Here is a 12,192-nt window from a genome sequence, read left to right on the forward strand (position 1 = left end):
TCGAACATCGGCGCGAACCTGCGTGCGCCTGAAAGAGTTTTGATGCTGCTCGTCGTCGAACAGTTCTTGAACGGTTTGCAGTTCGGCCTGCTGCTGTTCCTGCTCGCCGCCGGCCTGACGCTGGTGTTCGGGATCATGGATCTCGTCAACCTCGCGCACGGCTCGCTCTACATGATGGGCGCCTATTTCGCCGCGACCTTCGCAGCCTGGACCGGCAGCTTCCTGCTCGGCGCGCTGCTGGCGCTCGGTGCAACCCTCGTGCTCGGCATCGTGCTCGAGATGACCGCACTGCGGCACCTCTACGGCCGCGACCATCTCGACCACGTGCTCGCGACCTTCGGTCTGATCCTGTTCTTCAATGAAGCGGTGCGGCTGATCTGGGGCCCGGCCGGGCTTGCGCTGCCGCTGCCGGCCTGGCTCACCGTGCCGGTGCCGATCCTGCCCGGCATTCACTATCCCGCCTATCGCCTCGCCATCATCGTCGTGGCGCTGCTGGTTGCGCTGCTGCTCTATCTCGGCGTGATGCGCACCCGCATCGGCATGCTGATCCGGGCCGGCGCCTCCAATCGCGAGATGATCGGCGCGCTCGGCATCAACATCAAGCTGCTCTACACCTTGGTGTTCGGCCTCGGTGCCGCGCTCGCCGGTCTTGCCGGGTTGATGCAGGCGCCGATCCTCACCGTGCAGATCGGCATGGGCGAGAACATCCTGATCCTCGCCTTCGTCATCATCGTGATCGGCGGCATCGGTTCGATCCGCGGCGCGTTCCTGGCCGCGATCTTCGTCGGCATGATCGACACGCTCGGCCGCGCCTTCCTGCCCAATCTGCTGCGGCAGGTGCTGAGCGGCGCCGCGGCCTCCACCGCCGCGCCCGCGCTGTCGTCCATGCTGATCTATCTGCTGATGGCGATCGTGCTGGTGGTGCGGCCGGAGGGGCTGTTTCCGGCCAACCGTCGATGAAGACTTTCACTGTAGCTAAGGCCGTCACGGCCCTGATGCTGGCGGGCCTCGTGCTGCTGCCGCTCTATTCGCAACTCTCCGGCAACATCTTCATCCTGACGCTGTTCACGCGCATCGTCATCCTGGCGCTGGCGGCCGCGAGCCTCAACCTCATCATGGGTTTTGGCGGCATGATGAGTTTTGGCCACGCCGCCTATCTCGGCATCGGCGGTTACGCGGTCGGCATGCTGGCGCAGGAAGGTGTGGGAAGCGGCTTCATCCAGTTTCCGGTCGCGCTTGCGGCCTCCGCGACTTACGCCGTCGTGATCGGCGCGCTCTCGCTTCGTACGCGTGGCGTTTACTTCATCATGATCACGCTGGCGTTTGCGCAGATGGCCTATTACGTCGCCTCGGGGCTGGCGCGTTATGGCGGCGATGACGGCCTCACCGTCTACAAGCGCAGCGACTTCTCCGGATTGATCAATCTGTCGAACCGCACGCAGTTTTATTATCTCTGCCTCGCCTGCCTGTTCGGCGTGGTCTTCCTGATCTGGCGCATCGCCAATTCGCGCTTTGGCCTCGTCCTGCAGGGCCTGCGCTCCAACGAGCAACGCATGCAGGCGATCGGCTTTCCCTCGAAGCGCTACCAGCTGGTCTGCTTCGTCATCTCGGGCATGATGTGCGGCCTTGCCGGCGCGCTGCTCGCCAACAACACCGATTTCGTCAGCCCGGCCGCGATGTACTGGACGCGTTCCGGCGACCTCATGGTGATGGTGATCCTCGGGGGCATGGGCACGCTGTTCGGTCCGGTCATCGGCGCGGTGGTGTATTTGCTGCTGGAAGAGTTCTTGTCGCAGCTCACCGAATACTGGGCGCTGATCATGGGGCCGATGCTGCTGCTGATCGTGCTGTTCGGCCGCGGCGGCATCATGGGCCTGCTCGGGAGGCTCAACCGTGGCTGAACCGCTGCTCCGTGTCGACAAGCTGGTGCGCCGCTTCGGCGGCATCGTTGCGACGGACAACGTCTCGCTCGACGTCGCGGCAGGCGAGCTGCACGCTATCATCGGCCCGAACGGCGCCGGCAAAACCACGCTGATCAGCCAGCTCACCGGGCATCTGGAGCCGCATTCCGGCAGTGTCTCGCTGGCGGGGCGCGACATCACCTATCTGCCGGCCTATCGCCGCTGCGCGCTGGGCCTGGCACGTTCGTTCCAGATCACCTCGCTGTTGCTCGATTTCACCGCCGCCGACAATGTCGCGCTCGCGGCGCAAGCGCATGCCGGCACTTCGTTCCGCTTCTTCGCCGATGCACGCAAGGAGAAGGGCCTGCGCGATGCCGCGCATGCCGCGCTCGACCGCGTCGGTCTCGCCCATCGTGCCGATGTGCTGGTGTCCAGGCTCAGCCATGGCGAGCGTCGCCAGATCGAGCTGGCGGTTGCGCTGGCAAGCAAGCCGAAGCTTTTGCTGCTCGACGAGCCGATGGCGGGCCTCGGCGTCACCGAGTCCCAGCGCATGGTGCAGCTGCTCCAGGAGCTGCGCAAAGAGGTCTCGATCGTGTTGGTCGAGCACGACATGCCGGCGGTGTTTGCGCTCGCCGACCGCATCTCGGTGCTGGTCTATGGCCGCGTCATCGCCTCCGGCGATCCGGCCGCGATCCGCGCGAACGAGGATGTCAAGCGCGCCTATCTCGGCGAGGCGCATGTGGTGACGCACCATGTCTGAAAAAGGGATGGGTGACACGCTGCTCGAGGTCGACGGCATCGAGACCTGCTACGGCCTGTCCCAGGTGCTGTTCGGCCTGTCGCTGTCTGTCAAATCAGGCGAGATGGTCTCGCTGATGGGCCGCAACGGCATGGGCAAGACCACGACCATCCGCTCCATCATGGGCCTGACGCCGGCGCGCGCAGGCAGCATCCGCTTTGCGGGCTCCGAAGTGCGGACGCAACCGTCCTACCGGATCGCGCAACTCGGTGTCGGCCTCGTCCCCGAGGGGCGGCAGATCTTCCCGAACCTCACCGTGCGCGAAAACCTGGTCGCGGCCGCCGCCGATCGTTTCGACAGCAGCAATCCCTGGACGCTGGCGGCGATCTACGTGATGTTTCCGCGCCTCGCCGAGCGCGCGTCCAATATGGGCAACCAGCTCTCCGGCGGCGAGCAGCAGATGCTCGCCATCGGCCGTGCGCTGATGACCAACCCGAAGCTTCTCATCCTGGATGAAGCGACCGAAGGCCTGGCACCCCTGATCCGCGAAGAGATCTGGAGCTGCCTGTCGCTGCTCAAGAGCCGGGGACAGTCGATCCTGGTCGTCGACAAGAACGTCGACCACCTCGCCCGCATCTGCGACCGCCACACCATCATCGAGCGCGGCAAGACGGTGTGGAGCGGCACCTCGGACGAGTTGATGGCCGAGCCGGATCTGCAGCACAAATATCTGGGGATTTGAGGCTGGGCGATGAGGTGAGGTACGCCGTGGCCGCTTCCCTCGATGTCGTCCTGGCCTAGTGCGCAATTGCGCACTAGGCCAGGACGACGTTGGCAATCACCAGTAAATCCCGTGCCGATGCAGTTCGCGGATCACGCGCGCCTCGGTGGATGGCTGGCGACGTTTGGGCTTGGTCGTCTGGGTTGTGCTGGCAGCCGGCGCGGCGCTGGATTGAGTTGCGGCCGGAGCGGTCGCGGCTGTTGCGGTAGTCGCTGCCGGAGGCGTTGAAGTTGGGGCGGTCGTCGCCGTCACGATATTCGTGGGCGCTGCCGCCGGAGCTTGTGGCGGCGTTGCTGCTGTCGTTGCCGGGTCGGCGGTCTGCTGGCTCGCATTTGTCGCTGCAAGGCTAAGGCTCCGCGGTCCGCCGGCAACGGCCTGGTTTGCCAGCAGCGACATTGCCGCGATCAGAATCAGCTTTCGCATGACACCCTCCGTTATCTGGACAATCCGTCTTACCTAACTCGCTTCCTCTATCGCGCCGAACGGCCCATCCCGATTTCGATCAAGGTGGCACGGCAGGACAGACGATAGATCAAGCTGAACAGATGGCCCCACATGATCGAACTCCGTTGTTGATCAGTCGGGGCAATGTGACCCTCTACCGTTTCCGGCCATCTTCGCGCGGATGGAAAATGGCTTCGTCGGCAAGGTCAAAGGTTTCGTCGCAAGCACCGGCGCGAAACCAGCTCACGGCGCCGTGAGGGGTCGGCATAACGGTCGTTGGCTCGGCGCCCCGGCGATCCTAATCGTGGACCAACATCAGCCGGCCATCCTCGAGGCCGAACACGAGTGCGGGACGATCGCGGTATTTCATGCCGCCGATATTCGTCGCGATCCTTGCCGGAAGCCTGATGCGCGCGATGTCATGCGGGCCAGCGACGAACCCGATGAGCCGCAGCGTTCGCCGTTCGAGGTCCGGTACCGCGAGATCTGGATGGCCGTCGCCATCAAAATCGGCCGTAAAGCTCATGTGCAGCGATCGCGAGCCGATGAAATGGTTCGATACGTCGGAAATTTCCGCCGATTTTTCCAAACGATCATGCCGCCACGACCACATTTCGAGAATTCCGACCACATGAGGCTGGCGGACAAGCACAATATCCGTGGTGCCATCGCCGTCGAAATCGGCGATACCGGCCGGATTGAGCCAAGCATGGGCGTGGCCGATCGGAGGCGTCTCCGCAACGATGGCCGCCGAGGCGGGATCGATGACAGCCAGCGCGGAGCCGCGCTTCAGATAGGATTTGACCAGCACAATCCTTTCGCGGCCGCCGATCGCAGCGACGCGCGGCTCGAGGTCTTCGAACACGGCGTCACCATCCAGGCGCAGCGTGCGTTGTCCGCCCCCGCGCGGCTCGATCACCAGGCTGCCGGCCTCGATGGCATCGCCGAGGACGCCGTGGTGATATCGTTCGGTCGGCTCAGCGAGCCAGGCACGCGCGACGGTATCGCGGCCTGTCGCGACGCGCCCATCCGCAAGGGCCCCCGGCGGCGGCGCCGGACGTTCGAGCGCCGGGGTCGGCACCATGCGCATCCCTTTCGCGTCGAACTGATACCAATTCGTGCCGATTGCAATTCGGACGTCGCTATCCGCTAAATCAATTTCGCTGACGCGGCCGGGGGCGCGCACAGTGCTCGCCTGCCAGTCGGCCAGGGCTGGCGCGGACAGGGCTGGCGCGGACAGGGTCAGGGAAAATAGCAGGACCGCCGGGCGCAACCGCATCATGGTACTCCTGGAAAATCCGGCCGTGTTGCGGGGATCAGCGGCCCGTTGGCGGCGGCTCAAAACACCTCGAAATATTCGCGGTGCTCCCAATCGGTCACCTCGGACAGGAAGCGGTCGATCTCGGCGTTCTTGATGTGAGTGTAATAATCAACGAACTCGGGCCCGAGCTTTTCCCGGAAGAACGGATCGTCCTTCAGCGCGCTGACCGCATCGCGCAGCGACTTCGGTAACAGCGGCGCCTTGGTTTCGTAGGGCGTATCGGCCGACGGGCCGGGATCGAGCTTGCGGTCGACGCCGTCGAGGCCGGAGAGAATCTGCGAGGCCATGTAGAGATAAGGATTGGCGGCGGGCTCGCCGATGCGGTTTTCCAGGCGCGTGGCGGCGTCGCCGGCCGCGCCGAGCACGCGGATCATCACGCCGCGATTGTCGCGGCCCCAGATCGCGCGGTCCGGCGCCAGCGAATAGGAGCGGTAGCGCTTGTAGCCATTGATGGTCGGGGTGGTGAACACGGTCGATGCGCGGGCGTGGTCGAGCAGGCCGGCAAGCCAGGCGTGGCCGAACGCGCTAAGCGGCTCGCCGCCGTCTTTCGCCATGAACTGGTTCTCGCCGCTCGCGCGTGAGACCACCGATTGGTGCAGATGCCAGCCGCTCGCAAACAAATTCGGCAGCTTCGGCCGGCACATGAAGGTGGCATGATAGCCGTGGCGGTGCGCGATCTGCTTCACAGCGGAGCGAAACAACACCATGTTGTCCGCGGGCTCGAGGCCCTTCTTCGGGGCGAACGTGAACTCGCACTGGCTCGGCCCGAATTCGACCTCGACCGAGCGCAAGGGCAAGCCGAGCGCGACGATGTCACGCCGCAAAATCTCCAGCACCGGCTCCATCTGATCGAAGCGCTGCTCGGTGAGATATTGATAGCCGTGGCTGAGCAGGCTCACCGAAGGCGGCGTGCCGGGCTGGCCGGCATCTTCCGGGCGCATATGCGGATCGTCGAGCTTGAAGATGTGGAATTCGACCTCGAGGCCCGCGACGAAATCATGGCCGCGACTCGCGAGCTCGCCGAGCACCTTGCGATAGAGCCCGCGCGTCGCGAACGGCACGGGACGGCCGTCGTTGAAATAGAGGTCGCAGAGAACCCAGCCCGTGGTCGGCGCCCAGGGCAAAACGCGAAACGTCGTGGGATCAGCGACCATCAGCACGTCGGCCGCGCCCTCCATCTCCTTCATGCCGAAGCCGCCGCCCGACGTGAACACCGGAAACACCGTCCGATGCGAGGTGTCCTTGGCGAGCATGGTGGTGGTGATGGAGCAGCCGCTCTCCAGCGACGCAAGCGCCTCCGATGCAATGATGGTCTTGCCGCGCAGAATGCCGTGCTGGTCGGGGAAGGCGAGGCGGATGACCTCGAGGTTCTTCTCCTCGACGATGCGGCGCATGCGCAATGCAGCGTCCTTCTGCTCATCCGACCACAGCGCATGACGCGCGACGAAAGTCACTTTTTCATTCCTCTATCCGTGAAAGGCGAAGCATGCGCCACATTCTCCGTCATTGCGAGCGCAGCGAAGCAATCCAGGATCCCTCCGCAGAGACAGTCTGGATTGCTTCGCTTCGCTCGCAATGACGAAGGAGGGACCTGCATTCTGCGCTACTCTGCCGCCGTCAGCCGATGCACGTTGTCCGCAATCTCCTTCGGCACCGGCGCCGTCCACGGCGCGCTGCGGCGGCGCTTGACGTCGACTTCCATCCAGTAGATCTCCCAGCCTCGCGTCGGCCCGATGCCGTCCATGGTCGCCGGGCCCTGGATCGAACGTGCGGTGGCCTCGTCGAGATGCAGCATCGGCTTTTCGCCGCCTGCGACCTTCTCGATCTCCTGCCGCAGCAGGCGGCGGTATTGCACGATCGCCTTGTCGCTCGTGCCGAGGTGCTCCCGGGTGCGGTCCTGGATCGCGCCCATCGATTCCACAGCCCACTGGTCGTGGACGTTGATGTCGGTGCCCATGCCGGTATAGGTCGCCGTCTGCTGCTCGTGCGGGTCGAAACCGTAATCGTTGGTCCTGTTCTTGCGCGATTTGTAATCCGGCAGCTCGTAGAGCTCGAGCCGCTGGTCGCGCATCTTCTGCTTGTTGACCGGGTTCGAATAGCTGGTGAAGATCGCGTACCAGTAGCAGTTCTCGTCGTCGACCGGCACGTGCCACTGCGTGATCGTCATCTCCGTGCTCATGGGGATGACGAAGCCGTGTGGGAAGAGCTGGTTGGTGACGCGCACATGGGTGCGCTCCTCGTCGATCTCGCGTAGCGCGATCAGCCGCAATCCATATTCGGTGTGCTCGACATTGATGATCGGGCGGTCGTATTCGCGCAAAATCTTCGTCATCGGCAAGTCGGAGCCTGCCGATGCGCCGCGGAACTGCTTGCCGTAGGCCGTCGAGGTGTTCTCGTCCTCGAAGAAGCGATGCAGATAGGAGGCGTGCGCGGGGTCGATGCCGACTTCGAGCGCCTGCAGCCAGTTGCAGGCCATATGGCCTTTGAACGCGAAAGTGTGGGTGCCGGGGGCGACGAAGCAGTCGAGCTCGGGAAATGCCGGCGGCTCGCCCTCGCCGAGATAAGCCCAGAGGATGCCGCTCTTCTCCACCACGGGATAAGAGCGCTGGCGGATGTTCTGGCAGAGTTTTGAATCCTTTGGCTCGGCCGGAGTCTCGATGCATTGCCCGGTGGCGTCGAACAGCCAGCCGTGGAAGGCGCAGCGCAGGCCGCCATGCTCGAGCCGTCCGAAGGCGAGATCGGCGCCGCGATGCGCACAGTGGCGATCGATCAGGCCGTAACGTCCGCTCTCGTCGCGGAACAGCACCAGGTTTTCGCCGAGCAATCTGACGGGGCGGATCGGTCGATCGCCGTCGAGCTCGTCCACCAGGGCCGCCGGCTGCCAGTAGCTTCGCATCAGCTTTCCGCAGGGATCCTTTGGACCGGTGCGGGTGATGAGGTCGTTCTGCTCCTGGCTCATCATGGCAGTCGCATCCTTTGTGGAGTGGCGATTGTTCGCCTATTGAACGAATGGGCGAATTATGCCATGCCTTAGACACGCGGCAAGCACTATTTTGCAAGATCGTCCCGAGACCATGCCCAAGCTGAAGCGGAACGAGAACGACGAGCGCGCGACCGATTTCGTCGAAAGCCTCGATCGCGGCCTGCGCCTGCTGCAATGCTTCGGCGCCATTGCCGGCCCGATGACACTCAGCGATCTCGCCCGTGCCGCGGAGCTGCCACGCGCCACCGCGCGGCGTATGCTGTTCACGCTCCAGCGCGGCGGCTTCGTCAGCGGCGACGGCAAGTTGTTCTCGCTGACGCCACATGTGCTGACACTGGCTGCGTCGTATCTGCGGTCGAGCCAGCTCGTCACCGTCCTGCAACCGGTGCTCGACCGTGTTGCGATAGCGGCCAACGAAATCTCCTCGCTCGCGGTCCTCGACGGCGATGAGGTTGTGTTCATCGCGCGCAGTAGTCCGGCGCGCATGTTTTCAGGTGGGCTGGACATCGGCTACCGCCTGCCGGCCTTCTGCACCTCGGTCGGCCGCGCCATGCTCGGCCAGCTCGATGATGCCGAGCTTGCCGCGCGCCTGACGGCGACGAAGCGCGAGGCGATGACGCCGCAGACAGAGACCGATCCCAAGGTCTTGCTCGCGCGCATCGTTGCCGACCGCGCGCAGGGTTATTCGCTGGTCGATCGCGAGGCCGAGCCGCATTTCCGCTCGATCTCGGTCCCCGTCCGCCGTTACGATGGCGTGATCGTCGCCGCCATCAACATGGGCGCCCATGTCGACCGCGTGCCGGCGCAGGAATTGATCGAGCGATTTTTGCCGCTGTTGCGTGAGGGCGCTGAAGCGGTGCGGTCGCAACTGTTGTAGCCCGGGTGAGCGAAGCGATACCCGGGAAAGTCATCGTGAAGACCCGGATGTCGCTTCGCTCATCCGGGCTACGCGCCTGTGCAAAAATCACTGCCGGTTGCGCATCCAGTCGGCGAGGCCGGACAACGCCTTGTCGAGGTCCTGCCGCGCGGCGGCGTCCATAACCGTCTCCTCGAGCGCGCCGCGCATGCAGAGCATCCACGCGTCGCGCTCGGCATCGCCGATGGCAAAGCCGATGTGGCGCTGGCGCAGCCGTGGGTGGCCCTTCTCGACCGAATAGAGTTTCGGGCCGCCGGTCCACTCGGTGAGATAGCGTTTCAGCACGTCCCTGATAAGGCCGAGGTCGTCCGCATGCATCGCGCGGATGATCTTCGCCTCCGGCAGCGTATCCATCCGCTCATAGAAGCGATCGACTAACAGGTCGATCGTGGCGCTGCCGCCGATCCGCTCGAACATGGAGATTGCAACGTCGCCGTCGCTCATGGGAGTTCGGACCTACAGCGCCACGCTGCGCAGCCCGAAGCTGCGCGCTTCGTTCTGCAGCACCGGCCGCACCGCATCAACCAGGCGCGCCGCGGCGGCATCGACGGACAGTCCCGCCGTGTCCACCACCGCCGTCGCGCGCGCATACAGCGGCTCGCGGCTCAAGAGGATGTTGCGTAGCTCCGCCATGGCGGAGCGGTCGTCGGCCATCGGGCGCAAATCGCCCTGGCGGCGGACGCGGGCCATGTGCTCCTCGGGCTCGGCCTTCAGCCAGATCGTGTAGAACGACGACAGGATCTGGTCGAAGGTCCAGGGCTCCGAGACGATGCCGCCGCCGGTCGCCAGCACCATCAGCTCGTTGCGCGCGAGCAGCTGTTGCAGCGCCGCCTGCTCCATGCGGCGAAAGCCTTCCTGGCCGTAGAGCGCGATGATCTCGGCGACCGACAGGCCGTTCTGCTGCTCGACCTCCTTGTTGAGCTCGACAAAACTCCAGCCGACCTTCTTCGCCAGCATCCGCCCAAGCGTCGATTTGCCGGCGCCGCGCAGGCCGATCAGCGCGATGCCGCAGAACGGCGCGCGCCGTGGCGCGGAGGCGCTGCCGCCCGCGAGCAGATCCTTGGCCTGCGCAATCTGGCTCGGCGTCGCCTTGCGCAGGAGATCGCGAAACATCTGCCAGTCCGGGGTCGGATCGGCCGAGGGAAGCAGGTCTTCGAGATGCGCGCCCATCGCGTCGGAGACGCGGCGCAGCAGCACGATCGAGACATTGCCCTTGCCGCTTTCGAGCTGCGCGATGTAGCGCTCCGATATTCCTGACACCTTGGCGAGCACCTTGCGCGACATGCCGCGCAGCGCGCGCATGGTGCGCACGCGCTGGCCGAGCTGTTCGAGAAATCGGGATTCGGCGTCGGGACTGTCGGTCATGGACTACGGATCATGGGCCTGCTTGAGCGGATGTCTTCTTTTAAAGAGGTCCTGCGGCGCGTATTAATGAAACATAGTGCCTGCTGGCATTGACAGCAAGCCAATGCGATGTCTTTCTATGAATTATAATTCTAAATTCAGGGGAGAAGTCCGTGAGCGAGGGATCCTATAACGCGGTGACCTGGCTGCTCGACCGGAACGTCGAGGAGGGACGCGGCAACAAGCTCGCCTTCGACGACACCGTCTCACGGCTCACCTATGGCGAGCTCCAGCGCGAAACGCGGCGCGCCGCCAACATGCTGCGCCGGCTCGGTGTCCGCCGCGAAGAGCGCGTGGCGATGATCATGCTGGATACGATCGACTTTCCGCTTCTGTTTCTGGGCGCGATCCGCGCCGGCATCGTGCCGGTGCCGCTCAATACGCTGCTGACGTCGGATCAATACGCCTACATCCTCGCCGATTGCCGCGCGCGCGTGCTGTTCGTCTCGGAAGCGCTCTATCCCGTCATCAAGGACGTCGTCGGCCGCATGCCGGATCTCGAGCATGTCGTGGTCTCCGGCGCCAAGCAGAATGGCCACAAGCAGCTTGCCGAGGAGATTGCGGACGAGAGCGACCGGTTCACCACCGCCGCGACGCATCCGGACGAGCCGGCGTTCTGGCTGTATTCGTCAGGGTCGACCGGCATGCCCAAGGGCGTGCGCCACATCCATTCGAACATGCAGGCGACCGCGGACACTTATGCAAAGCAGGTGCTCGGCATTCGCGAGAACGACGTTTGTCTTTCCGCGGCAAAGCTGTTCTTTGCCTACGGCCTCGGCAATGCGTTGACCTTTCCGATGTCGGTCGGCGCCACCGTGGTGCTCAACAGCGAACGGCCGACGCCGGCGCGCATGTTCGACCTGATGAACCGCTATAATCCCTCGATCTTCTACGGCGTGCCGACCCTGTTCGCGGCGATGCTCAACGACGAGACCATGAAGGGCGAGCGTGGCGGCCAGAATTTGCGCATCTGCACCTCGGCCGGCGAGGCGTTGCCGGAGTCCGTCGGCAACAGCTGGAAGGCGCGCTTCAACGTCGACATCCTCGACGGCGTCGGCTCGACCGAGCTGTTGCACATCTTCCTGTCGAACGCGCCCGGGGATATCAAATACGGCTGCTCCGGCAAGCCGGTGCCGGGCTATGCGGTGCGGCTGGTCAACGAGGCCGGACAGGATGTCGCCGACGGCGAGGTCGGCGAGCTGCTGGTCGATGCGCCCTCCGCCGGCGAGGGCTACTGGAACCAGCGCCACAAGAGCCGCCGCACGTTCGAGGGGCCGTGGACCCGCACCGGCGACAAATATGTCAGGGATGCCGAGGGCCGCTACACCTTCTGCGGCCGCGCCGACGACATGTTCAAGGTCTCGGGCATCTGGGTCTCGCCGTTCGAGGTCGAGAGCGCGCTGATCACGCATCCTGCGGTGCTGGAAGCCGCGGTCGTGCCCGAGGCCGATCCGCAAGGTCTGCTGAAGCCGAAGGCCTTCGTCGTGCTGCGCCCGAGCGCGACGACGACGGGCCTGCAGGAGATGCTCAAGGACCACGTCAAGCAGAAGATCGGCCCATGGAAATATCCGCGCTGGATCGAGGTGGTGGACTCGCTGCCGAAGACGGCGACGGGAAAGATCCAGCGGTTCAAGCTGCGGGACGGGGCGAACTAGAACAAGCCGTCATGGCCGGGCAAAACTGCGAAGCGCGTCTTGAGCAAA

The 12,192-nt window shown here is 64.5% G+C and carries 12 protein-coding genes; 6 read left to right on the forward strand and 6 right to left on the reverse strand.

What is annotated here, in order from left to right; translation table 11 throughout:
- Positions 1-42 precede the first annotated feature (42 nt).
- The 4 genes from ACVIN2_RS22460 to ACVIN2_RS22475 are packed head-to-tail and all read left to right on the forward strand — an operon-like array spanning position 43 to position 3,382.
- Positions 43-960, forward strand: a complete 918-nt coding sequence (locus tag ACVIN2_RS22460) for a branched-chain amino acid ABC transporter permease (RefSeq protein ID WP_007615745.1) — start codon at positions 43-45, stop codon at positions 958-960.
- Positions 957-1,901 carry a branched-chain amino acid ABC transporter permease gene (locus ACVIN2_RS22465; RefSeq protein WP_456767207.1) on the forward strand — a complete coding sequence of 315 codons (945 nt, stop codon included), beginning with the start codon at positions 957-959 and terminating at the stop codon, positions 1,899-1,901. The genes ACVIN2_RS22460 and ACVIN2_RS22465 overlap by 4 nt, the downstream gene beginning before the upstream one ends.
- Entirely contained in the window at positions 1,894-2,661 is a 768-nt protein-coding gene (locus ACVIN2_RS22470; RefSeq protein ID WP_027514445.1) for an ABC transporter ATP-binding protein, read from the forward strand. The genes ACVIN2_RS22465 and ACVIN2_RS22470 overlap by 8 nt, the downstream gene beginning before the upstream one ends.
- Positions 2,654-3,382: an ABC transporter ATP-binding protein gene (locus ACVIN2_RS22475; RefSeq protein ID WP_456767208.1), complete on the forward strand. Its 729-nt coding sequence runs from the start codon at positions 2,654-2,656 to the stop codon at positions 3,380-3,382. The genes ACVIN2_RS22470 and ACVIN2_RS22475 overlap by 8 nt, the downstream gene beginning before the upstream one ends.
- Before the next feature lie 96 nt (positions 3,383-3,478).
- Here ACVIN2_RS22475 and ACVIN2_RS22480 read toward each other — a convergent pair whose 3' ends face one another.
- The 4 genes from ACVIN2_RS22480 to ACVIN2_RS22495 all read right to left on the reverse strand — a co-directional run bounded on the left by ACVIN2_RS22480 (position 3,479) and on the right by ACVIN2_RS22495 (position 8,148).
- The gene (locus tag ACVIN2_RS22480) at positions 3,479-3,844 is read right to left on the reverse strand and encodes a hypothetical protein (protein WP_456767209.1); all 366 of its coding nucleotides are present in this window, start codon (positions 3,842-3,844) and stop codon (positions 3,479-3,481) included.
- Between the two features lie 319 nt (positions 3,845-4,163).
- Positions 4,164-5,147 carry an FG-GAP repeat domain-containing protein gene (locus ACVIN2_RS22485; protein WP_456767210.1) on the reverse strand — a complete coding sequence of 328 codons (984 nt, stop codon included), beginning with the start codon at positions 5,145-5,147 and terminating at the stop codon, positions 4,164-4,166.
- Between the two features lie 56 nt (positions 5,148-5,203).
- Positions 5,204-6,640 (reverse strand): glutamine synthetase family protein, encoded by a 1,437-nt coding sequence (locus ACVIN2_RS22490; protein WP_456767211.1) that lies wholly within the window; start codon positions 6,638-6,640, stop codon positions 5,204-5,206.
- Positions 6,641-6,789: 149 nt separating this feature from the next.
- Positions 6,790-8,148, reverse strand: coding sequence for an aromatic ring-hydroxylating dioxygenase subunit alpha (locus ACVIN2_RS22495; protein WP_456767212.1), 1,359 nt, complete (start codon positions 8,146-8,148; stop codon positions 6,790-6,792).
- 112 nt (positions 8,149-8,260) lie between these two features.
- On the opposite strand from ACVIN2_RS22495, the gene ACVIN2_RS22500 reads away from it, so the two are divergent.
- On the forward strand, positions 8,261-9,046 hold the full coding sequence (locus ACVIN2_RS22500; protein WP_456767213.1) for an IclR family transcriptional regulator domain-containing protein: 786 nt from the start codon (positions 8,261-8,263) through the stop codon (positions 9,044-9,046).
- An 87-nt stretch (positions 9,047-9,133) separates the two neighbouring features.
- Here the strand turns inward: ACVIN2_RS22500 and ACVIN2_RS22505 are convergent, their stop codons facing one another.
- Positions 9,134-9,529 carry a group II truncated hemoglobin gene (locus tag ACVIN2_RS22505; RefSeq protein WP_456767214.1) on the reverse strand — a complete coding sequence of 132 codons (396 nt, stop codon included), beginning with the start codon at positions 9,527-9,529 and terminating at the stop codon, positions 9,134-9,136.
- 12 nt (positions 9,530-9,541) lie between these two features.
- Entirely contained in the window at positions 9,542-10,450 is a 909-nt protein-coding gene (locus ACVIN2_RS22510) for a helix-turn-helix transcriptional regulator (RefSeq protein ID WP_456767215.1), read from the reverse strand.
- A gap of 152 nt (positions 10,451-10,602) precedes the next feature.
- On the opposite strand from ACVIN2_RS22510, the gene ACVIN2_RS22515 reads away from it, so the two are divergent.
- On the forward strand, positions 10,603-12,144 hold the full coding sequence (locus ACVIN2_RS22515; protein ID WP_456767216.1) for a benzoate-CoA ligase family protein: 1,542 nt from the start codon (positions 10,603-10,605) through the stop codon (positions 12,142-12,144).
- Positions 12,145-12,192: the final 48 nt, after the last annotated feature.

The organism is Bradyrhizobium sp. USDA 3650 (assembly GCF_054057395.1).

Coding starts and splice junctions, on each gene's coding strand:
- ACVIN2_RS22460 (WP_007615745.1), top strand. CDS start 43: ATGCTGCTCGTCGTCGAACAGTTCTTGAACGGTTTGCAGTTCGGCCTG.
- ACVIN2_RS22465 (WP_456767207.1), top strand. CDS start 957: ATGAAGACTTTCACTGTAGCTAAGGCCGTCACGGCCCTGATGCTGGCG.
- ACVIN2_RS22475 (WP_456767208.1), top strand. CDS start 2,654: ATGTCTGAAAAAGGGATGGGTGACACGCTGCTCGAGGTCGACGGCATC.
- ACVIN2_RS22480 (WP_456767209.1), bottom strand. CDS start 3,844: ATGCGAAAGCTGATTCTGATCGCGGCAATGTCGCTGCTGGCAAACCAG.
- ACVIN2_RS22485 (WP_456767210.1), bottom strand. CDS start 5,147: ATGATGCGGTTGCGCCCGGCGGTCCTGCTATTTTCCCTGACCCTGTCC.
- ACVIN2_RS22495 (WP_456767212.1), bottom strand. CDS start 8,148: ATGATGAGCCAGGAGCAGAACGACCTCATCACCCGCACCGGTCCAAAG.
- ACVIN2_RS22500 (WP_456767213.1), top strand. CDS start 8,261: ATGCCCAAGCTGAAGCGGAACGAGAACGACGAGCGCGCGACCGATTTC.
- ACVIN2_RS22505 (WP_456767214.1), bottom strand. CDS start 9,529: ATGAGCGACGGCGACGTTGCAATCTCCATGTTCGAGCGGATCGGCGGC.
- ACVIN2_RS22510 (WP_456767215.1), bottom strand. CDS start 10,450: ATGACCGACAGTCCCGACGCCGAATCCCGATTTCTCGAACAGCTCGGC.